Genomic DNA, 21,424 nt, shown 5'->3' on the forward strand with positions numbered 1-21,424 from the left:
GGCAACCCGACGGGCGCCGGCCGCTGCGATGCGAGATTGTAGGCGAAGCGGCGAGTGCGCGGCTGCGTGTGCCGCTTACATAAAAGTTGCCGCATGCACGCGGTTCGTCGCGCCCCCGGCCTGCCTAATCAACGTCTAATTTTCCGCCCCGAGAATGCGTTCTGCGGTGTGCAGCCATGACTTGTCACTCCGCGAAGCCCAATGTTTCCCGGACAGGACAGTTATGAAGATCCCATCGCGCATCGTGGATGCCCATCTGCATTTCTACGACTACACACAAAACCGCCACGCCTTTCTCGAACATCCCGATCCGGGATATGAAGCCTTTGTCGGCAAGTACGAGCGTCTGCCGCGGCGCTACCTGCCGAGCGACTACCTCGACGATATCCGCGACTACAACGTCGAGGGCGTCGTGTGGCACGAGTTTCTCTCGTCCGACCCGCGCAAGGAGGTCGAGTGGGCACAGCGTCTCGCGGCGGCAAGCGGGCTGTGTCACGCGCTCGTGGCCCAGGTCGACTTCCTCGCGCCCGATCTCGAAGAAACGCTGGAGCGCTATGCGCAACTGCCGCGCCTGACCGCGGTGCGCGAGCACATGGTCTGGGACCACGCCAACCCGCTGCGCCGCTTCGCGAAGCGCCCGGACCTGCTGCGCGACCCCGCCTGGCGCAGCCGCGTGCGGCTCGTGCAGCGCTACGGCTATCGCTGCGGGCTCGAAGTGTTCGTGCATCAGTTGCCGGACCTCGTTCGCGTGGTTCGCGCGTATCCCGAGATCGGCTTCACCGTCGCGCTGATGGGCTGGCCCGTCGACTTGAGCGCGGATGGCTTCAGGCGCTGGAAAAGCAGTCTCGAGGATCTGGCCGCCTGCGACAACATTTGCGTCGATATTTCGGCGCTCGAATGTATTTTCGGCTGCGTCTGGTCGGTGGAGCAGGCCTCGCCGTGGATCGGCACGGCCATCGAAACGATTGGCGTCTCGCGCTGCATGTTCGGCAGCCACATGCCGATCGGCAGGCTGGCGATGGGCTTCACAGAGCTTTACGGGCGCTATGCGCAACTCGTGGCGGGTTATTCGGAGTCGGAGATCGACGAGTTGTTCTTCGGCGTCGCGAACCGCTGGTTCAGGCCGACATGACGCGCGCCGGCGCGGCTCAGGCTTCGGCTACCGGCGGCGTGCTGCCGCTCTCGCGCGTGGGCATGTCGATGGTCCAGCCGAAGCCGCGGATGTTGCGGATCACCTCGTGGCCGAACTTCTTGCGCACGCCATGGATCAGCACCGCCACGGCGTTGCTCTCTACTTCCTCGCCCCAGCCGTACAGGCGGTCTTCGAGCTGCGAGCGTGACAGAATCACGCCGGGGCGTTCGAGCAATGCCGCCATCAACGCGAATTCCCGGGCGGACAACACGTCGCGATGCCCGCGAAAGCTCAGTTCGCGCTTGTCGAGGTTGAGGCTCAACGTTTCGTCGCCGAGCACCGAAACGGCGGCGCCCGCGTGGCGGCGCACCACGGCGCGGATGCGCGCCAGCAGTTCGGACGTGTTGAAGGGCTTGAGCAGGTAATCGTCCGCGCCGATATCGAGCCCGCGTATGCGCGTGTCGATGTCGTCGCGCGCGGTCACGATCAGCACCGGCGTCGTGCAGCCGCGACCGCGGGCGGCCGCGAGCACGTCGATGCCGTCCGAGCTTGGCAGGCCGAGGTCGAGCAGCACGATCGAGTAGGCGTTGCCGAGCATGGCCTCCTTCGCGCTGGCGCCGTCGCGTATCCAGTCCACGCTGTAGCCCGCGTCCTTCAACGCGCGCATCAGACCCTGGCCGATGTCGATGTCGTCTTCGACGATGAGGATACGCATGGTTAGCTGCCCGCGAGCGTGACAAAGAAGTATAGGACAACGTAAGCCCGGCCACGTCGAATGGCCTCTGTTTCAAGGGCGATCTGCTATTGTTGGCGAGGGCATCGTTTCCAGGCGGGCCACCGCGGGGCGGATCACCATGTTCGTGAAAGCCAGGTCTCTCAGCACTCAGCTCATCGTCTCGCTCGGCGTTCTCCTGTCGATCTTCGGGACGGTTCAGGGCATCAGCTCCTATCATCTTGCGCTCGTCGGCGTGAACGCGCTGCTCGACGGCCGGTTATCAAACGTTGCGGGCCGCATTCGCGACGTGTTCGAGGCCGCGATCCCGCATCAATCGGCAGGCTCGGGCAACGCCGACGATATCGTGGTGCTGGTCTGGACCGCCCAGCATAAATCGCCCGCGCGCACGACGGACAGCGCTGTCGTGCTCAACCGCGATTCGCCGACCGGATTCTCGGATCAGATCGTCAACCGGGAGGCCTGGCGGGTCTATACGCTCGTGACGTACAACGAAGTTATCCAGGTGGCGCAGCGCGTTGCCGTGCGCGAGCGCATGGCGGAGGCCAGCGCGGCACGCGCGCTGATGCCGATTTTCGTGCTGATACCGGCGGTGTGGATTGCCGTGTACTTCTGCGTGCGCCGCGCGTTCGGCGTGCTCGGCAGGCTGGGCCGCCGCGTGCAGGCCATCGATTCGTCGAATCTCGAAGCGTTGCCGGAGGCCGGGCTGCCCGTGGAGCTGGAGCCGTTCGTCAGCTCGATCAATCGCATGATCGAGCGCCTCAACGAATCGATGCGGCTCGAACGCGATTTCATTTCCGACGCGGCGCACGAGCTGCGCACGCCGCTCACCGCGCTCAAACTGCAGGCCGACAATCTGCAGGGAGACATCGCACCGCAGAATCGCGAACGCTTTCAGGCGCTGCGGCATGGTATCGAGCGGACGAGCACGCTGGTTTCGCAGCTCCTGCAGCTTGCGCGCGCCGACGCGCAGATTTCGACCACGGCGCCTTCGGCCCTTGAAGTGACCGAGGTGGTGTCCTCGGTCGTTTCGGAACTGTTGCCGATCGCGACGCAAAGGCGCATCGACATTGGCGGCGAAGAGCTGATGTCGGCGAGGGTCTGCGCGACGGAATCCGACTTGCGCGCGGTCGTGAAGAATCTGGTGGGCAATGCGTTGCGCTATACGCCCGAGGGCGGCGCGGTCGATCTGCACGTTCATGCGGCTGAGGGCGTGGCGCGCATCGAGGTGACGGATACGGGGCCCGGCATTCCCGAGGAACTGCTGCCGCGCGTGTTCGACCGCTTCTTTCGCGTGAGCCAGAGCGTGGAGGGCAGCGGGCTCGGGCTTGCAATCGTGCGTGCGATCGTCGTGCGCTATGGCGGCAGCGTGACGCTCGCCAATCGCAAGGACGGCAGGAGCGGTCTGCGCGCGGTCGTGACCTTGCCGCTGCTCAGGCCGCGCGCGGAGGCTGGAATTCAGGTCTGCTAACCAGTGCCGTCAGTCGGGGCCGCCAGTCAGGGCCGCCAGTCAGGGCCACCAGTCGGCCGGGCCGCTCGACGCGTGCCATCCGAAGGGGTTGTGATTCGAATCGTAATAGCGCATGCGGCGCTCGAGATCGGCGAGATCCGTGGAGGTATCGAGCCAGGTGTCCCGATGGCGGTTTTCGGCGGTGGTGAGGAAGGCTTCCAGCTTGCTGGCCAGGGTTGCGAACATGATCGGCTCCTTGCGTGGGGCCGCGCGGATTACCGGCCCCTTCGACAAGAAGCATCGTAGGCGCGCAGAGTGAGCGCGAAGTTAGCCCGCTCACTCGTCCTTGCCGGCCGCCGGCACGATGGCGCGCATTCGCTTGCGCATTTCCGAATCGAGGATCAGCCGGCCGCGCAGCTTGCCTTTCATGCGCTTCACGTACTTCGGGGCCTCGGTCATGTGCTCGATCATTAGCGCGCGCACGCGTTCGGCGTCGCGTTCGCGGGCAGCCTGCAGAATTTCGCGGTGGATCTTGACGTTGGCGGCGCCAAAACGACGGTGCTCGGTGAGCGGCGTGTCGTTGCGGAATTCGATGAGCTGCCGGATCATTTCGTTGATCAGTTCGCAGACGAAGCGCAGGAACGGGTTCGGGTTCGCCGCCGCGAGTATGTCGTGGAAGGTGGTGTCCTCCTGGCGCTGGCGCAGCAGATGCCCGCGATCGTGCGCACCGGCCGTGCCGTCGCAGCAGGCGATGTTCGCCTCCAGCGCCGCGAAGTCCGCCTCGCTCAGATGCGGCACCGCGCCCGCCGCCAGTTCGGGTTCGAGCTGCTGGCGCACGGTGTAGATGTCGTCGATCGTGACGTCTTTGAAGAAAAGATAGTTCTGCAGAAGTTGCAGCGTGCGGTCGAGCGGCACCTCGACCACCATGCCGCCTCCGCTCGGCCCGGTGCTCACCTTGATGAGGCCCTGCACCTCGAGTGACTTCAGCGCTTCGCGTATGGTGCTCTTGCTGACCGAATAGAGCTGCTGCAGCTCGGCTTCGCGCGGCAGCCGGTCACCGGGCTTCAGGTCCTTTTCGGTGATGAGCCGCTTGATTTCCTCGGCAACGAGGTCGCCGCGCTTCGGCTGCTTGATTTCGACGGCGCTGCCCGATCTGACGCGGTCCATGCCCATCTTTCAGACTCCCTGCAGGTGCGCCGCGGCGCTTCCGTGCCACGGACGTAGCCCCGTATTTTGGCGGATTGACACTCGAATTAATTAAACCTAGGATCGGTTTCATTCTATTTATCATGATAAATAGAATCAAGCAGTCGGTCGCCTCGTGTGTGCTTTTTTCCTGAAAGGAGCATGAACTTGAATCGCCGGGAACTGTTGAAACTGGCCGCACTGTCGGCCGTGCCGGGGGCGCTGGGCGCGCTGTCGTCCAGCCGGGCGTTTGCGCAGGGAGGGCTCGTGCAGCTTGCGTGCCCCGTGCCGATGTCGGGGCCGTTTGCGGCCAACGGCAAATACGCCGACCTCGGCATGCAGCTCGTGGTCAAGCAGTACGGCAAGGTGCTCGGCATGCCGGTGAGCTACACGACGCTCGACACCGAAGGCAAGCCCGCCACCGCCGTGCGCCGCGTGCAGGAGATCGAGCAGCAGAAGGGCGTGCGCTACTTCGCGGGCGGCATCCTGTCTTCCGAGGCGCTGGCAATGGGCAAGGAAGTGGACAAGGCGGGCGGCGTGTTCATCACCACGGCGGGCGCCGACGAGATCACCGGTAAGGACTGCAACAGTTCGACGTTCCGCTGGTCGGTGCCGACCTTCGGCGCGATCAACGAGACCGTGCGGCCGCTTATCCAGATGATGCCGAAGGCGAAGCGCTGGTACACGATCACGCCGCAATACGTCTTTGGCGAAGGGCTGCTTTCGGCTGCGAAAGACGTCTTCAAGGAAAAGGGCATCGAGCATGTGGGCAACAGCTACCACTCGCTCACCGAAAAGGAGTTCAGCGGCTATCTGACGAATGCCGTCGCGGCGAAGCCGGACGTGCTGCTGATTCTCAACTTCGGCTCGCAGTCGTCGGACACGCTGCGCCAGGCCGTGAGCTTCGGCCTGAAGAACAACTGCACGATCCTCCTTGCGTGGGCTTCGGGCCTCGAACAGTTCGAGGCGCTGGGCGCGGACCTGTGCGACGGGGTCTATTTCGGCGCGCAGTACTGGCATGCCATCGACTCGCCGCTGAACCGCGATCTCGTCAAGCGCACGAACGAGGCCTTCCAGGCCAATCCCAACTATAGTCTTGCCGGCTCGTACATCTGCGCGAAGATCCTGCTGGACGGCATGGTGAAGGCCGGCAGCGCCGACCCGAAGAAGGTGATCGCCGCGATGGAAGGCATGAAGTACGACGGCCTCACCGGACCCGAAGTCATCCGCAAGGGCGATCATCAGGTGCTCAAGAACTACTATCTGCTCAAGGGCAAGCCGAAGAGCAAAATGAAGGACAAGGACGACTACGTCGATATCGTCAGTTCCGGCCAGTCGTTCCTGCCGGTGGAGCAGACCGGCTGCAAGCTGGCCTGACCCGCGCGACTCGTTCTACGCGAGGGCGGCTGCGTGTGCCGCCTTTCCGTTCGTCCGCCGTTGCATTTTCTATGCTACGCAAGCCATGAACGTCTATCTGCTGCAGATCATCAATGGAATCGGCGTCGGGATGCTGTATTTCCTGCTTGCGGTGGGCCTGTCGATCGTCTTCGGCCTGTTGCGTTTCGTGAACTTCGCGCACGGCGCGTTCTACCTGCTCGGCGCTTACTGCTGCTATCAGGTCATGCAGTGGTCGGGAAGCTTCTGGCTCGCGCTCGTCGTCGTGCCGCTCGTGGTCGGGGCATTCGCGTGGGTCGTCGAAAAGCTCGTGCTGCGGCACGTCTACGAGCAGCAGCACGAGTTCCATATTCTCGCCACCGTCGGTCTTGCGCTCGTGCTGCAGGAGTGCGTCATTCTCGTATGGGGCCCGCTGGGCGACAACGTGCCGGTGCCCGACGTGCTCAACGGCGTCGTCATCTGGGGCAGCTTCGTGTATCCGAAGTACCGGCTCTTCGTGATCGGCTTCACCGCCGTGCTCGCCGTGCTGCTCTGGTGGGTGCTGGACGGCACGCGGCTCGGCAGCGCCGTGCGCGCCGGCAGCGAGTCGGCGGAGATGGTGGCGCTGCTGGGCATCAACGTCTCGCGCGTGTTCAGTCTCGTGTTCGCACTGGGCGCCGCTACTGCCGCGCTCGCGGGCGTGCTTGCGGCGCCCATACGCGGCGTCGATCCGTTCATGGGGCTCGAGGCGCTCAGCGTGGCGTTCGTCGTGGTGGTGGTGGGCGGCATGGGCAATTTCCTCGGCGCGCTGGTGGGCGGGCTGCTCGTGGGCATCGTGCAGAGCGTGATGAGCACGCTGTGGCCCGAGGGGGCGCAACTGATGATCTACGTGGCCATGGCTGCCGTCCTGCTGCTGCGCCCGAACGGCCTGCTGGGGAGGGCCGTATGATCGAATCGTCGAAGCCGATGTCTCAGGAGTCCGAAGGGGGCGGCGTGTCTGTCGCGCATCGGGAGGGCTGGGCGCGACGTTATCGCTACGTTTTGCTCGCCGTCGTAGTGGTTGGCGTGCTGCCGCTCGCGCTGCACTCGGGATCGCTCGCCACGGAAGTGCTCGTGTATGCGCTCGCCGCGCTCGGCTGCAATCTGCTGCTGGGCTTCACGGGGCTGCTTTCGTTCGGGCAAGGCATCTTCTTCGGGCTCGGCAGCTATGCGGCCGGGATCGCGCTCACGCGCGGCCTGCCTTCCGTCTGCGCCGCGCTCGTCATCGCGGGCGCGATCGGTGCGCTGGCGGCGGCGTTCGTCGGCTGGTTCTCGATACGCCAGCGCGGCACCTATTTCGTCATGCTGACGCTTGCATTCGGCCAGCTCTTCTACTTCCTCGCGTACAGCACGCCCGATCTCACGGGCGGCGACAACGGCCTGCTCGACATTCCGCGTCCCGCGCTTTCGTTTTTCGGGCACGCGCTCGTCGCGCTCGATACGCCGTGGCAGTACTACGGTTTCGTCGCGGTCGTCTTCATCGTCGTGTTCGCCTTGCTGGTGCGCGTCTCGCAGTCGGTGTTCGGCCGCACGCTGCTCGCGATCCGCGACAACGAGGCGCGCGCCGCCGCGGCTGGCTACGACGTGCGCCGCTTCAAGCTGGTCGCGTTCGTGATTTCGGGCGCGGCGACGGGGCTCGCGGGCGGGCTGCACGCACTGATGACGGGCATCGCGCCGCTTTCGAACATCGACTATCACACGAGCGAGATGATTCTGCTGATGACCGTGATAGGGGGCAGCGGCAATCTCTTCGCTTCCGTGATCGGCGCGGTGTTCTACGTGCTGTTCGCCGACTGGCTCTCGACGCTGTGGCCGCGCTGGCTGTTGCTGCTCGGTCTCGTGCTGATCGCCGTGAGTCTTTTCATGCAGCGCGGCCTGTGGGGACTCGGCGAGCGGATCGCGGCGGCGCTCATGGGGGCGCGCGGCGCGGCCGGCACGGGCGAGGAAAAGCCATGAGCGAAGCGCTTCTGCAAGCGAGCGGCGTGGTCAAACGCTACGGCAAGTTCACGGCGCTCGCGGGCGTGGATTTGCGCGTCGCGCCGCGCACCGTGCATTCCGTGATCGGCCCGAACGGTGCGGGCAAGACCACGCTCTTTCATGTGCTGACCGGTACGGTGCCGATCACGTCGGGCTCGATCGTGTTCGACGGCGAGGACGTGACGCGCGAGCCCGACCACAAGCGCGTGCGGCGCGGCATGGCACGTTCGTTCCAGGTGACGAGCCTGTTTCAGAACCTGAGCGTGCGCGAGAACCTGCGCGTGGCGGCGCAGGGCGTCGAGGCGCGCCGCGCGCTCAACGCCTGGACGCCTCCGCTCGGTGTGCTGGCGCATGCCGAAATCGTGGAGCGCGTGCTGGAGCGCCTCGCGCTGCAGCGTCATGCCGATACCCTGGCGGGCGCGCTCTCGCACGGCCAGCAGCGCCGCCTCGAAGTGGGCATGGCGCTGGCGGCGCGGCCGCGCGCGATCTTCCTCGACGAGCCCACCTCGGGCATGGGCATCGACGATCTCGACGACATGAAAGCGCTGATTCGCGGCCTGCGCGACGAATACACCGTCGTGCTGATCGAGCACAACATGGGCATCGTGATGGACATCTCGGACACGATCACCGTGATGCAGCAGGGCCGCGTGCTCGTGGAGGGCAAACCGGACGAGATTCGCGGCGACGAGCGCGTGCGCAGCGCCTACCTCGGCAACATGATCACGGGAGGCCGCGCATGATGCTCGACGTGCGGGACGTGCATGCGTTCTACGGCAAGAGCCACATTCTGCAGGGCGTGTCGCTGGCCGTGAACGAGGGCGAGACGGTGACGCTGCTGGGCCGCAACGGCGCGGGCAAGTCCACGACGCTCAAGTCGATCGCGGGCGTCGTGGCGCCGCGCGGCGGGAGCGTGAGCTTTGCCGGCAAGGGCATCGGCGGGCTGGCGCCGCATCGCATTGCCGCCGCGGGCCTGTGCTTCGTGCCCGAGCATCGCGGCGTATTCCGGCTATTGAGCGTGGAGGAGAACCTGCGGCTCGGTGCGCGCAAGGATTCGCCGTGGCAGCTCGACGACATCTACCGCATTTTCCCGCGCTTGAAGGAGCGCCGCAAGAACGGCGGCGCGCAGCTTTCGGGCGGCGAGCAGCAGATGCTCGCCATTGGCCGCGCCCTCATGAACCACCCGCGTCTCCTGATGCTCGACGAACCCGTGGAGGGCCTCGCGCCCGTGATCGTCGAGGAGATCGTCGCGCAGCTCAAGCAGATCAAGGCAGCGGGCGTGGCGATTCTGCTCGTCGAGCAGAATCTGGAAGTGTGCACGCAACTGGCCGACCGGCATTACATCATCGAGCAGGGCGTGATCGTCTATGAGGGCGACAACGCGGCGTTCGCGGCCGACCACGCGGCGAAGGACCGTTATCTCGGCGTGGGCGTCGTTTGATCGGCACACCTGCGCAATCCTGGGAACCACATCGATGCACCGCATGAAGATCCTGATTGCACGCATGAATCACGAAACCAACACGTTTTCGCCGGTTGCGACGCCGCTCGCGGCGTTCGGGCGCAACGGCCCGGCATGGGGCGAGGACGCGTACCGGCTCGAGAAAGGCATGCGCACGGCGATGTCGGCGTTCATCGACGCGGCCGAGCGCCTGAACGCCGACATCGTGACGCCGGTTTCCGCCGCGGCCAACCCGAGCGGGCCGGTGGAGGCCACGGCTTACGACGCGATCTGCGCCGCGATCGTGGCCGCCGCGCCGGGCTGCGATGCCGTGATGCTCGACCTGCACGGCGCGATGGTCGCGCAGCAGTCGGCGGACGGCGAGGGCGATCTGCTCGCCCGCGTGCGCGCGGCGCTGCCCGATGCGCCGATTGCGGTGGCGCTGGATCTGCACGGCAATGTCACGCAGAAGATGATCGATCACGCCGACGTGATCGTGAGCTTCAAGACCTACCCGCACGTCGATATGTACGAGACGGGCGAACATGCGGCGCGCGTGCTGATCGAGCGCATGGAAGGCCGCGCGCGGCCGGTGCTCGCCTGGCGCCAGCCGCCGCTGCTCACCTCGACGCTGCGGAGCGCGAGCGCGGGCGGCGCGATGCATCGCGCGATCGAGGCGGCGCGTCGAGAGGAGTCCCAGGGAATGCTCGCCGTTTCGGTGCTGGCGGGATTTTCGCTCGCCGATATTCCCGCGCCGTGCATCAGTGTCGTGGTGGTGGGCAACGGGGACGAGGCCGCTGCGGCGGCGGCCGCGGAACGCGTGGCGCGCCAGATCTGGCGCGAGCGCGAGGATTTCGTCTACCGCAGCCCGCCGCTCGCGGAGTCGGTCGCGCAGGCCGGACGCCTGGCGCCTGGGGCCGACAAGCCCGTGCTGTTGCTCGATCACGGCGACAACTGCATGTCCGGCGGCACCTGCGACACGATGGACCTGCTCGAAGCCGCGCTGGCGCAAGGCCTGACCGGTCTCGTCAGCGGGCCGCTGTGCGATCCGGAGGCCGTCGCGCAGCTGATCGAGGCGGGCGTGGGCGCGACGGTCACGCTCGGCGTCGGCAACAAGCTGCAACGCGAGGGGGCGGCGCCGCGCGCGCCGTTCGAAGCGACCGGGGTCGTGCGCGCGATCACCGACGGCGAATATGTCATCACGGGCCCGACCTATACAGGCCAGCGCGCCTACATGGGACGCGCGGCGGTGCTCGACATCGGCGCGGCAACGCTCGTCGTGACCGAGCGCACGCACGAGCCGTGGGACCTGGGCGTGTTCGAGAGTGTCGGCATCGATCCGCGGCGCGCGCGTTTCCTGCTGCTCAAATCGCGCATGTACTGCCGGCCGGTGTTCGTGCCGATCTCGGCGGGGCTCGTGGAATGCGACAGCCGCGGCGTGACGGGATCGGACTACGGCCTTTTCGAATACGAGTGCGTGGCGCGGCCGGTTTATCCGCTCGATCCGGATACGGACTGGGCGAGCCATTGAGAGGGTGACGTTACGTTCGACCGGGCCGGAAAACGTAACGTCGCAGACGTAACACCCATCGTGCGGCAGGCCTCTGCGCGAGGCATTCGTCTACCGCCGCGCCCCGTCCCATCAACCTTCCCGATTGCGCGTGTGCTGCATCATGCCGCGCATGCGAGCGTTGGCTCGCAATTTGCAGAGTCTGATCGCCAGGCCGGGCCATATTCGAGCTTCGCGCACCCGTGCGCGGCTTCGACACACATCATCCAGGCAACGCGCGCGTTTGCGACGGCAGGCACGAGGCAACCGTTTTCTGCAGAAACGATCAGCGGGTTTCCCGGGGGCACTGATTACACCTTTGACCAATCAGGACGCGATGACATCGCGAAAGGACTAATCATGGCTCCCTTCAAACACACCCTTGTTGCATCGGCGAGCGCAATCCTGGGGTTGTCGCTGGCCACGGTGTCACAGGCCGAGGACGTCACATCGACGCCGCCCACCTCGGTCTCGCAAGGCGGCGGATGGTCGATTCCGGGCATGCCGGGATCGGGTTATGGAAGTACGGGGGACGGCGGCACAACCGGCGGTTCGGTTGGGGCTGGGTCGGGCGCCGGGGCCGGGAGCGGCGCCGGGGCGGGTGCTACCGCGAGTTCCGCGTGGGGCGACGGTTCGGCGTGGGGCGGCGTTTCGACCTATGGCGGAGGCGGCGGGTCGAGCGGCGGCAGCGGTTATGGCGGCGGTACGGGCAACGGGGGATCGGGCGGCTCCGGGGGCGGCTCCGGGGGCGGCTCCGGGGGCGGCTCCGGGGGCGGCGGGCAGGGAGGTTCGGGCGGCTACGGCGGAGGCGGTTCCGGCAATGGCGGGCATGGCGGCTCCGGCGGCTCGGGAGGCGATGGTGGCGGCTCCGGGAATGGTGGTCACGGCGGATCGGGAGGCTCCGGTGGATCGGGAGGTTCGGGTGGCTCAGGAGGCTCCGGCGGCTCGGGCGGCGGCAACGGCGGCGGCTCCAGCAACGGCAACGGCGGCCACACCGGCACCACCGGCTCGAACTCCGGCAATGGCAACCAGTCGTCGAGCGGTCTCCTCAGCCCGATCGCGAATCTCGTCCTCAACGTGGGCGCCATCAGCGTGCCGATCGTGCCGATCACCCTCGGCAACAACAGCGGCAGCGGCAATGGCAACGGCGTGGGCAACGGCGCAAGCAGCGGCTCGAAGGGTGCGACGAACGGATCGGGCGGCAAGGGCGCGGGCGGCCTGCTGGCGCCCGTGACCGCGCTGCTGGGCGGCACGTCCCTGGCCTCGGTGAGCGGCGGCTCGAAGGGGGCGGGTTCGCAGTCCGGCAGCAACCCGCTCGCGCCGCTCGTCAACCTGCTTGGTGGACAGACCAGCGGACAGACCAGCGGCCAGAGCGGCGGCTCCACGAGCAGCACGGCGAACGGGGCGTCGACGAAGGGCAGCAGCGGCTCCACGTCCAACCCGGCCGCGCCGCTGACCAACCTCCTCGGCGCGCTCACCGGCGCAGCCGGCGGAACGGGCGGGAGTTCGTCGCCGCTGTCCCCGCTCACGAATCTGCTCGGCGGTCTCGCGGGCGGTGCCGGCAGCGGCGGCACGTCGAAGCACTAGGTCTCGATGCCTGGAAGGCCCGCAAGGCGAGGTGCCCTTCGGGGCGCCTTCACACGCCCCGCCCGCTGTCCGCGGCCTGATAAAGCTCGCGCAACGACTGCCCGAAGGCCGCGTCCAGCTCGCGCGCGACGCCTGCGCGCGTGAACATCGCGATAGGCGGCAGCGTCCAGTCGAGCGTATAAGGCACGATCGCCACGCCCGCGAAATGCACGAGTTCCTCGGCGATGTCGGCGGGCACGATCGACACCGCGTTCTCGTTCGCCACGATCATTTCCCCAATCAGCCGCGACGTGTAGCTCTCGACAATCGGCACGGGCGGCGCGACGCCGGCCTGCAGGAAGATATCGGCGATCTGTTCGCGCATGGGCGTATGCGGCGCGCCGAGGATCCAGTCGAGTTCCACGAGCTTGTCCCAGCTGAGGCGCGCGCGCGCGAGCCGCGCGGCGAGGCGACGGCTCGCGATGAGGCGCGGCTTCTGCTGGTACAGGACCTCGAAGCGCAACTGCGCCAGATCGACCGTGGACGAGGCCCGGCCGATCACGATGTCGAGCGTGTGGTCGCGCAAGAGCGGCATGAGCGTGTCGCTCGTGCCTTCGTGGATCGTCATCGTCACGCGCTGCGGCAGGCGCGCCTGCGTGAGCTGGATCGTCGAGGCGAGCGTGCGCCCCGAGATGAACGGAATCACGCCCACGTGCAGCCGCGTGGCGTGGCCCGCGACTACGGCCTCGATGTCGCGGGCGAGGTGGTCGAGGTCGTGCAGCATGGCCTGGGCGCGCGCGAGCACCACGTTGCCGAGCGCCGTGGGCGTCATGCCGCGCGACGAACGTTCGAAGAGCGGTCCGCCGAACATGCTTTCCATTTCGGCGAGCGCGTTGGTCACGGCGGGCTGGCTGGTGGCGACGTGCTCGGCCACGCGCGTGAGCGACCCGTACTGGCGGATCTGCAGCAGCAGCACGAGGTGGCGCATCTTCAGGCGCGTGGTCAGGCGCCGTGTGACTTCATCGGGACTGAGGGTAGCCAAAGGGACGGATCAAAGGCCGATCTCGGCCATTGGTATAAGTAAAAAGTGATGGTGTCATACTAAATCAAAATTGGCAGATTATGGCGGCTGCCTAGAATGGCCTCATTCGAACGTAGCCGGGACTGTCCGGCCCCTAAAGAGAGCGAGTGAGGAACATGAACGAGACGGATCGCCAGGCAGCCCTGGAGTATCACCAGTACCCGACCCCCGGGAAAATCTCGGTAACGGCAAGCAAGCCGCTCATCACGCAGCGCGATCTGGCCCTGGCCTACACGCCGGGCGTGGCCGTGGCCTGCGAGGAGATCGTGACCGACCCGCAGAACTCGTTCAAGTACACGAGCCGCGGCAACCTGGTGGGTGTCATCTCGAACGGCTCGGCCGTGCTGGGTCTCGGCAACATCGGCGCGCTGGCCTCGAAGCCGGTGATGGAGGGCAAGGCGGTCCTGTTCAAGAAGTTCGCCGGCATCGACGTTTTCGACATCGAAATCTCCGAGTCCGACCCGCACAAGCTCGTCGAGATCATCGCGAGCCTCGAAGCGACCTTCGGCGGCATCAACCTCGAAGACATCAAGGCGCCGGACTGCTTCACCGTCGAGCGCAAGCTGCGCGAGCGCATGAAGATCCCCGTCTTCCACGACGACCAGCACGGCACGGCCATCACGGTGTCGGCGGCGTTCCTCAACGGCCTGAAGGTGGTGGGCAAGGACATTCGCGAGGTGAAGGTCGTGACCTCGGGCGCCGGCGCGGCGGCGCTGGCGTGTCTGGACCTGATGGTCGATCTGGGCCTGCCGGTCGAGAACATCTGGGCGACGGACCTCGCGGGCGTGGTCTACAAGGGCCGCGTGGAACTGATGGACCCGGACAAGGCGCGCTTCGCGCAGGAGACTTCCGCGCGCTCGCTCTCGGAGGTGATCGAGGGCGCCGACGTGTTCCTCGGCTGCTCGGCGGGCGGCGTGCTCAAGGCGGAGATGGTCAAGAAGATGGCCGCGAAGCCGCTGATTCTCGCGCTCGCGAACCCGACGCCCGAGATATTCCCCGAAGCGGCGCTGGAAGCGCGCGGCGACGCGGTGATCGCCACGGGCCGCTCGGACTTCCCGAACCAGGTGAACAATGTCCTGTGCTTCCCGTACATCTTCCGCGGCGCGCTGGATGTGGGCGCAACGACGATCACGCGCAACATGGAAATCGCGGCGGTGCGCGCGATTGCGCAGCTCGCCCAGGAAGAGCCGAACGACTCGGTCGCCGCTGCCTACGGCGCCTACGACCTGCGTTTCGGCCCGACGTACTTCATTCCGAAGCCCTTCGATTCGCGCCTGATCCTGCGCATCGCGCCGGCGGTGGCGAAAGCCGCGATGGAAGACGGCGTGGCCACGCGCGCCATCGACGACTTCGAGGCCTACACGAACGAGCTCCAGCAGTTCGTCTATCACTCGGGCGCGTTCATGAAGCCGGTGTTCGCCACGGCCAAGCAGATCGTGCGTGAAGGCGGCAAGTCGCGCATCGTGTTCGCCGAGGGCGAGGAAGAGCGCGTGCTGCGCGCGGTGCAGGTGATCGTGGACGAAAAGCTCGCGCGCCCCATCCTGATCGGCCGCCCCGAGGTGCTGCTCGCGCGCATCGAGAAGTTCGGCCTGCGCCTGCGCCTTGGTGAGGACGTCGAAGTGACGAATCCCGAGTACGACGAACGTTTCCACCAGTACTGGACCACCTACTGGGAACTGCGTTGCCGCGACGGCATTTCGAAGGAAATGGCACGTGTGGAAATGCGCCGCCGCCTCACGCTGATCGGCGCGATGATGGTGCGCCTGGGCGACGCGGACGGCATGGTGTGCGGCACCGTGGGCGCGTACCACGACCATCTGCGCTTCGTCGACGAAGCGATCGGCATGGCGCCCGGCGCGAACACCTATGCGGCGATGAACATCCTGCTGCTCGACAAGCGCACGGTGGCGCTCGTGGACACGCACGTCAACGACAATCCGGACGCGCAGACGATCGCCGAATTCACGATCGCCGCGGCGAAGCAGATGGCCTGGCTCAATCTCTCGCCGAAGGTCGCGCTGCTCTCGCGCTCGAACTTCGGTTCGGGCAGCTCGGCTTCGGGCACGAAGATGCGCGAAGTGCTGAAGCTCGTGACCGCCCGGGCGCCGGACCTGGAGATCGACGGCGAAATGCACGGCGACTGCGCGCTCGACGAATCGCTGCGCGAGCGCATCCTGCCGCATTCGCGCCTGAAGGGCTCGGCGAACCTGCTCGTGTGCCCGAACGTGGACTCCGGCAATATCGCCTACAACCTGCTGAAGACGGGCGCGGGCAGCAACGTGGCCGTGGGGCCGTTCCTGCTGGGCGTGAACGCGCCGGTCAACGTCCTGACCTCCAGCTCGACGGTGCGCCGCATCGTCAACATGGCCGCGCTGACCGTGCTGCAGGCCAATCGCGACTGATCGGGCGGCGCCCCGGGCGCTTGCCCCGGCTTTTTACCCAGCTTTTTACCCCATTGAAACGGCGGTCCGCGCGAGCGGCCGCCGTTTTTTCTTGTGCGAGGGCGGCCCGCCGACGAAGGCGATCCGCTTTCGCTATCACCCCATGCGTCTTTCGGATTGTTCCCGTATCGCGGCGCACCTATATTGACTGGGCAACGTTCGATTCCCATTTCACGAGACGCCGCATGAAGACGGCCGAGGAGGCGCAATGAACCAGATCGATCTCAAGGACCGCGTGATGGTGGTCACCGGCGGCGCGCGCGGCATCGGCTACGCCGTCGCGCAGCGCGCGCTGCGCTCGGGCGCCGCCGTGGCGCTGTGGGACGTCGACGGCGAGCGGCTCGAACGCTCGCGCAGCGAGCTTTCGGCGCTAGGCCCGGTGTCGGTCGTCAAGGTCGAGCTGACCGACGAGGCTTCCGTCGAAGCCGCCGCGCTCAAGACCGTCGAAACGCACGGCGCGATCCATGCGCTCGTCAACAGCGCGGGCATTACCGGCGGCAACGGCCTCACCTGGGAGCTGCCCGTGGACATGTGGCGCCGCGTGATCGAAGTGAACCTGATCGGCTGCTATCTGACCTGTCGCGCCGTCGTGCCGCACATGATCGCGCAGGGTTATGGGCGCATCGTCAACATCGCTTCGGTGGCGGGCAAGGAGGGCAATCCGAATGCTTCGCACTACAGTGCATCGAAGGCCGGACTGATCGGGCTCACGAAGTCGCTCGGCAAGGAGCTGGCGACGAAGAACGTGCTCGTCAACGCGGTGACGCCGGCCGCGGCGAAGACCGAGATCTTCGATTCGATGTCGCAGCAGCATATCGACTACATGCTCGCGAAGATTCCGATGAACCGCTTTCTGATGCCCGACGAGGCGGCTTCGCTGATCGTCTGGCTCACCTCCGAGGACTGCGCATTCAGCACGGGCTCGGTGTTCGATCTCTCCGGCGGGCGCGCGACCTACTGACCGGCCAGGCCGCGCAGCATCCCGCGAGGGACGTAGGGGATCACGGCGGACTCACCGCCGGAGGAGGAGACAGACATGCAAGCCGAGGCCCGCCCGCTGCCCGCTGCCGTTATCGGCAAGGTCATGCGGCGCCTGTTGCCGTTCCTTCTGCTGATGTACGTGCTGGCGTTTCTCGACCGCGCCAACATCGGCTTCGCGCAAAAGGCGCTCCAGCACGACACCGGGCTCTCCGACACGGCGTTCGCCTTCGGCGCCGGCGTCTTCTTCGTGGGCTATGCGCTCTTCGAGGTGCCGGCCAACCTGCTGCTGCATCGCGTGGGCGCGCGCATCTGGATGTGCCGCATCATGGTGAGCTGGGGCGTCGTTTCGGCGGCCACGGCCCTCGTGCACACGCCCGCTGCGTTCTGCACGCTGCGCTTCCTGCTGGGCGTGGCCGAGGCCGGCTTCTTTCCCGGCATCATCTATTACCTCATGCAGTGGTTCCCGCAGGCCGCCCGTGCGCGCGCCATCGGCGTGTTCTACTTCGGCGCGCCGCTCGCGTTCATCTTCGGCAGTCCTTTGTCCGGATTCCTGATCGATCTGCACGGCACCTTCGGCGTGGCGGGCTGGAAGTGGTTGTTCCTCGTCGAAGGCGGGCTCGCATCCGTGGTGGGCGTATGGGCGTTCTGGTATCTGACCGACCGGCCCGCCGACGCGCGCTGGCTCGCGGCCGACGAACAGCGCGCCTTGAGCGACGCGCTCAGGCTCGATGCGCACGAGGCCGCCGCACACGGCCCGCGCGATGCGCTGGCCGCGCTCGTGGATCGCCGCGTGCTGGCCTGGTCGGCGATCTATGCGCTGATCCAGATGAGCGTCTACGGCGTGATCTTCTTCCTGCCGCAGCAGGTGGCGTCGCTCGTGGGGGCGCGGGTGGGGCTCAAGGTGGGCCTGCTCGCCGCGCTGCCCTGGCTGTGCGCGGTCGTGCTCACATGGGTCGTGCCGCGCCGCGCCGACCGGCTCGGCAACCACCGCGCGTGGGCCGTGCGCCTGCTCGTGCTGGCGGGGCTCGGCATTGCGGTGTCCGGTGCGGCAAGCAGCCCGCTCGTGGCGATGATCGGCCTGTGCTGCGCCGCGAGCGGCTTCATTGCCGCGCAGCCGCTGTTCTGGACCTTCCCGGCGCGTTATCTGGCGGGCGCCGCCTCGGCGAGCGGCATCGCGCTCATCAACGCGCTCGGCAGTCTCGGCGGCTTCGTCGCGCCGATGCTGCGCGCGGGCGCCGACCACGCTTTCGCTTCGCATAGCGCCGGCCTCGAACTGCTCGCCCTTGCGAGTCTCGCGGCCGCGCTGCTGGTTCTCATCGTCGTTCCCCGCGCCGGCGCGCGGGCGGCCTCATCGTTCGAGCCGCCCGTGGGGCGCGTGCGGTAACCCACTTCAAGGAGCAACGCCTCATGGCCATGCCTACCATCAAACACGTGCGCGCCTTCACCGTGCGCGGCGGCGGCGCCGACTACCACGACCAGGCCGCCGGCCACTGGATCGACGACCACATCTCGACGCCAATGGCGCGCTACCCCGAGTACCGCGCGAGCCGCCGCTCGTTCGGCATCGACGTGCTGGGCACGCTCGTCGTGGAAGTGGAGGCGAGCGACGGCACGGTGGGCTTCGCGGTGACGACGGGCGGCGAGATCGGCGCGTTCATCGTCGAGCGGCATCTCGCGCGCTTTCTCGAAGGTCAGCGCGTGACCGACCTCGAGAAGATCTGGGATCAGATGTACTACGCAACGCTCTACTACGGCCGCAAGGGCGTGGTGCTCAACACGATCTCGGGCGTCGATCTGGCGCTGTGGGACCTGCTCGGCAAGCTGCGCGAAGAACCGGTGTACCAGTTGCTGGGCGGCCCCGTGCGCGACGAACTGGTGTTCTATGCCACGGGCGCGCGTCCCGACCTCGCAAAGGAGATGGGCTTCATCGGCGGCAAGCTGCCCTTGCAGCACGGCCCGGCCGAGGGCGAGGAGGGGCTGCGCCAGAACATCGAGAAGCTCGCCACGATGCGCGAGCGCGTGGGCGACGACTTCTGGCTCATGTACGACTGCTGGATGAGCCTCGACGTGCGCTACGCCACGCGGCTCGCGCAGGCCGCGCAGGAGTACGGATTGAAATGGCTGGAAGAATGCCTGCCGCCCGACGACTACTGGGGCTATGCCGAACTGCGCCGCAACGTGCCGCGCGGCATGATGGTGTCCACCGGCGAGCACGAGGCCACGCGCTGGGGCTTTCGCATGCTGCTGGAGATGGGCTGCTGCGACCTGATCCAGCCCGACGTGAACTGGTGCGGCGGCATGACCGAGCTCGTCAAGATTTCGGCGCTCGCGGACGCGCACAATGTGCTCGTCGTGCCGCATGGTTCGTCGGTCTACAGTTATCACTTCGTCGTCACGCGTCATAGCTCGCCGTTCGCCGAGTTCCTGATGATGGCGCCGAAGGCCGACCAGGTCGTGCCGATGTTCACGCCGCTCCTGCTGGACGAGCCGGTGCCGGTGAAGGGCCGCATGAAGGTGCCGGACACGCCGGGTTTCGGCGTGCGTTTGAACCCGGACTGTGCGCTCGCGCGGCCGTATACCCATTAAATGCGCGCCAGCATTCGAGAGGAGAACGACGTGCTGCTCAAGGACAAGGTGGTGATCGTCACCGGCGGGTCGCGCGGCATCGGCCGCGCCATCGCCATTGCCAGCGCCCGTGAGGGCGCCGATGTCGCGATCAATTACTGGGGGGACAACGACGCGTCGTATGGACGGCGCTCGGCCATTTCCGAGGTGCTCGACGAAATCGCGCGGCTGGGGCGGCGCGCGATTGCCGTGGAGGGCAACGTGGCCGCGCCGCAGACGGGCGTGGACCTCGTGCGCGAGACCGTGGAGAAGTTCGGCCGGGTGGACGTGCTCGCGAGCAACGCGGGCATTTGCCCGTTCCATGCGTTTCTCGACATGCCGCCAGCCGTGCTCGAACGCACGATAGGCGTGAACCTGAACGGCGCGTTCTACGTGACGCAGGCGGTGGCGCGGCAGATGAAGGAGCAGGGCACGGGCGGCGCGATCGTGGCGACCAGCTCGATCAGCGCGCTCGTGGGCGGCGGCATGCAGGCGCATTACACGCCCACCAAGGCGGGCGTGCATTCGCTGATGCAGTCGTGCGCCATCGCGCTCGGCCCCTACGGCATCCGCTGCAACTCGGTCATGCCGGGTACGATCGCCACCGACCTGAATGCGGAGGATCTTGCCGACGAAGCCAAGCGCGCGTACTTCGAAAAGCGCATTCCGCTCGGGCGGCTCGGCGCGCCCGAGGACGTGGCCGAGTGCGTGGTGTTTCTCGCCTCCGAGCGCGCGCGCTACGTCACGGGCGCGGCGCTGCTCGTGGATGGCGGCCTGTTCGTGAACCTTCAGTGAGACGCGAGCGTTTCCGCGCGCGCGCGATCATGAACGGTCACTTCGTCCGCCTTGAAAGGCTGGGAAAAACGCCGCAGCAGGCCCACGAAATGCTCCGCGGGCTCCGCGAGCGGTTCGCCTTTGCGCGTGAGCACGCCGAAGCCGGGCAGGCTCTTGCCGATCTCGATGGGCAGCACCGTGAGCAGGCGCCCGCGCACGTGGTCGCGCACGACGGATTCCGGCAGCATGGCCACGGCGTCGAAGCTTTCGAGCAGTTGCAGCGTGGCGAAGATCGACGCCGACTCCGTGAGATTGACGGGCGTGGCCAGCCCGGCGCGCGCGAGCTCGCCCTCGAACAATTCGCGGGCGGGGCTCGTGATGGGCTGCACGACCCACGGCCAGTTCATCAGCTCCGCGAGCGTGACGCGTTCGCGGCGCGCGAGCGGGTGCGGCGAGCGCACCACGAGCACGAGCGGTTCGCGCGCGAGCGGCTCGAAGCCGAAGTCGTTGTGCTGCAGCGGCGTGGTGAGGCGCCCGAGCGCGAGATCGACTTCGCGGCGATGGAGCAGTTGCACGACCTGATCGCTCGTTTCGCCGAGTATGCGCACGTTGAGCAGCGGCCGTTCGGTCTTGAGCGTGGCGACGGCCTGCGCGAGCAGGTCGGGCGCGGCGCCCATGATCGCGCCCACGGTGAGCTGGCCGTGGCCGCCGCGGCGTTTCACGTCGAGGTCTTCGGCGAAGCGCGTGAGGTCGGCGAGCGCGCGGCGCGCATAGGCGAGCGTCACCACGCCGAGCGCCGTGGGCTGCATGCCGCGCGCGTTGCGCTCGAAGAGACGAAAGCCGAAGGCCTCCTCGATGTCGCTGAGCATGCGGCTGCCGCTAGGCTGGGCGACGTTGATGGCGTCGGCGGCCTGATGGACGTTGCGCGTGTCGTCGAGCGCGACGAGCAGGGCGAGGTGCTTGAATCGGAGCCGGTTGACGAGTGCGACAACGGCGGTCGGATGGTTCATTAGCGATCCGGTTTATGTATCGCCCGATCCCAACATCGGATTGGTTGGCTATCGATGCGGGAATTATAGTCGGTGAAAACTGCCTGG

Annotated in this window: 19 protein-coding genes; 14 read left to right on the top strand and 5 right to left on the bottom strand. The window is 66.8% G+C overall.

What is annotated here, in order from left to right; genetic code table 11:
• The first annotated feature begins 223 nt into the window (after positions 1-223).
• The gene (locus BAC01S_RS32635; RefSeq protein ID WP_043203748.1) at positions 224-1,132 is read left to right on the top strand and encodes an amidohydrolase family protein; all 909 of its coding nucleotides are present in this window, start codon (positions 224-226) and stop codon (positions 1,130-1,132) included.
• A 16-nt stretch (positions 1,133-1,148) separates the two neighbouring features.
• On the opposite strand, the gene BAC01S_RS32640 is transcribed toward BAC01S_RS32635, so the two are convergent.
• Positions 1,149-1,847, bottom strand: coding sequence for a response regulator (locus BAC01S_RS32640; RefSeq protein ID WP_043203750.1), 699 nt, complete (start codon positions 1,845-1,847; stop codon positions 1,149-1,151).
• Between the two features lie 145 nt (positions 1,848-1,992).
• On the opposite strand from BAC01S_RS32640, the gene BAC01S_RS32645 reads away from it, so the two are divergent.
• Positions 1,993-3,336 carry a sensor histidine kinase gene (locus tag BAC01S_RS32645; RefSeq protein WP_245616683.1) on the top strand — a complete coding sequence of 448 codons (1,344 nt, stop codon included), beginning with the start codon at positions 1,993-1,995 and terminating at the stop codon, positions 3,334-3,336.
• A 39-nt stretch (positions 3,337-3,375) separates the two neighbouring features.
• Here BAC01S_RS32645 and BAC01S_RS26265 read toward each other — a convergent pair whose 3' ends face one another.
• Together BAC01S_RS26265 and BAC01S_RS26270 are read right to left on the bottom strand one after the other, a co-directional pair.
• Positions 3,376-3,561, bottom strand: a complete 186-nt coding sequence (locus BAC01S_RS26265) for a DUF3563 family protein (protein ID WP_027797443.1) — start codon at positions 3,559-3,561, stop codon at positions 3,376-3,378.
• A gap of 90 nt (positions 3,562-3,651) precedes the next feature.
• On the bottom strand, positions 3,652-4,488 hold the full coding sequence (locus tag BAC01S_RS26270) for a FadR/GntR family transcriptional regulator (protein ID WP_027797444.1): 837 nt from the start codon (positions 4,486-4,488) through the stop codon (positions 3,652-3,654).
• A gap of 180 nt (positions 4,489-4,668) precedes the next feature.
• Between BAC01S_RS26270 and BAC01S_RS26275 the strand changes: the two genes are divergently transcribed.
• The 7 genes from BAC01S_RS26275 (at position 4,669) to BAC01S_RS35200 (ending at position 12,467) form a co-directional block, all read left to right on the top strand.
• Positions 4,669-5,877, top strand: a complete 1,209-nt coding sequence (locus BAC01S_RS26275; RefSeq protein ID WP_027797445.1) for an ABC transporter substrate-binding protein — start codon at positions 4,669-4,671, stop codon at positions 5,875-5,877.
• Positions 5,878-5,962: 85 nt separating this feature from the next.
• Entirely contained in the window at positions 5,963-6,823 is an 861-nt protein-coding gene (locus BAC01S_RS26280; RefSeq protein ID WP_027797446.1) for a branched-chain amino acid ABC transporter permease, read from the top strand.
• Complete coding sequence (locus BAC01S_RS26285; protein WP_027797447.1) at positions 6,820-7,869, top strand: branched-chain amino acid ABC transporter permease; 1,050 nt, start codon at positions 6,820-6,822, stop codon at positions 7,867-7,869. The genes BAC01S_RS26280 and BAC01S_RS26285 overlap by 4 nt, the downstream gene beginning before the upstream one ends.
• Entirely contained in the window at positions 7,866-8,633 is a 768-nt protein-coding gene (locus BAC01S_RS26290) for an ABC transporter ATP-binding protein (protein WP_027797448.1), read from the top strand. Before BAC01S_RS26285 ends, BAC01S_RS26290 begins: the two co-directional genes overlap by 4 nt.
• Positions 8,630-9,331 carry an ABC transporter ATP-binding protein gene (locus BAC01S_RS26295; protein WP_027797449.1) on the top strand — a complete coding sequence of 234 codons (702 nt, stop codon included), beginning with the start codon at positions 8,630-8,632 and terminating at the stop codon, positions 9,329-9,331. Before BAC01S_RS26290 ends, BAC01S_RS26295 begins: the two co-directional genes overlap by 4 nt.
• A 43-nt stretch (positions 9,332-9,374) precedes the next feature.
• The gene (locus tag BAC01S_RS26300; RefSeq protein WP_027797450.1) at positions 9,375-10,862 is read left to right on the top strand and encodes a M81 family metallopeptidase; all 1,488 of its coding nucleotides are present in this window, start codon (positions 9,375-9,377) and stop codon (positions 10,860-10,862) included.
• A gap of 378 nt (positions 10,863-11,240) precedes the next feature.
• Positions 11,241-12,467 carry a hypothetical protein gene (locus BAC01S_RS35200; protein WP_169740155.1) on the top strand — a complete coding sequence of 409 codons (1,227 nt, stop codon included), beginning with the start codon at positions 11,241-11,243 and terminating at the stop codon, positions 12,465-12,467.
• Positions 12,468-12,516: 49 nt separating this feature from the next.
• Here the strand turns inward: BAC01S_RS35200 and BAC01S_RS26310 are convergent, their stop codons facing one another.
• Positions 12,517-13,434: a LysR family transcriptional regulator gene (locus BAC01S_RS26310; RefSeq protein WP_043203754.1), complete on the bottom strand. Its 918-nt coding sequence runs from the start codon at positions 13,432-13,434 to the stop codon at positions 12,517-12,519.
• A 209-nt stretch (positions 13,435-13,643) separates the two neighbouring features.
• Here BAC01S_RS26310 and BAC01S_RS26315 point away from each other — a divergent pair, with 209 nt between their 5' ends.
• The 5 genes from BAC01S_RS26315 (at position 13,644) to BAC01S_RS26335 (ending at position 20,348) form a co-directional block, all read left to right on the top strand.
• Positions 13,644-15,929 carry an NADP-dependent malic enzyme gene (locus BAC01S_RS26315; protein WP_027797452.1) on the top strand — a complete coding sequence of 762 codons (2,286 nt, stop codon included), beginning with the start codon at positions 13,644-13,646 and terminating at the stop codon, positions 15,927-15,929.
• Between the two features lie 247 nt (positions 15,930-16,176).
• A complete protein-coding gene (locus BAC01S_RS26320; RefSeq protein WP_027797453.1) occupies positions 16,177-16,929 on the top strand; it encodes an SDR family NAD(P)-dependent oxidoreductase in 753 nt (250 codons plus the stop codon).
• Positions 16,930-17,004: 75 nt separating this feature from the next.
• The gene (locus BAC01S_RS26325; protein WP_027797454.1) at positions 17,005-18,333 is read left to right on the top strand and encodes an MFS transporter; all 1,329 of its coding nucleotides are present in this window, start codon (positions 17,005-17,007) and stop codon (positions 18,331-18,333) included.
• A 23-nt stretch (positions 18,334-18,356) separates the two neighbouring features.
• Positions 18,357-19,535 carry an L-rhamnonate dehydratase gene (gene rhmD / locus BAC01S_RS26330; RefSeq protein ID WP_027797455.1) on the top strand — a complete coding sequence of 393 codons (1,179 nt, stop codon included), beginning with the start codon at positions 18,357-18,359 and terminating at the stop codon, positions 19,533-19,535.
• Between the two features lie 30 nt (positions 19,536-19,565).
• Entirely contained in the window at positions 19,566-20,348 is a 783-nt protein-coding gene (locus BAC01S_RS26335) for an SDR family NAD(P)-dependent oxidoreductase (protein WP_027797456.1), read from the top strand.
• On the opposite strand, the gene BAC01S_RS26340 is transcribed toward BAC01S_RS26335, so the two are convergent.
• Positions 20,342-21,337: a LysR family transcriptional regulator gene (locus BAC01S_RS26340; protein WP_027797457.1), complete on the bottom strand. Its 996-nt coding sequence runs from the start codon at positions 21,335-21,337 to the stop codon at positions 20,342-20,344. The genes BAC01S_RS26335 and BAC01S_RS26340 overlap by 7 nt on opposite strands.
• Positions 21,338-21,424 lie beyond the last annotated feature (87 nt).

The sequence above is a fragment of the Paraburkholderia acidipaludis NBRC 101816 genome (assembly GCF_000684975.1).
GTDB lineage: Bacteria > Pseudomonadota > Gammaproteobacteria > Burkholderiales > Burkholderiaceae > Paraburkholderia > Paraburkholderia acidipaludis.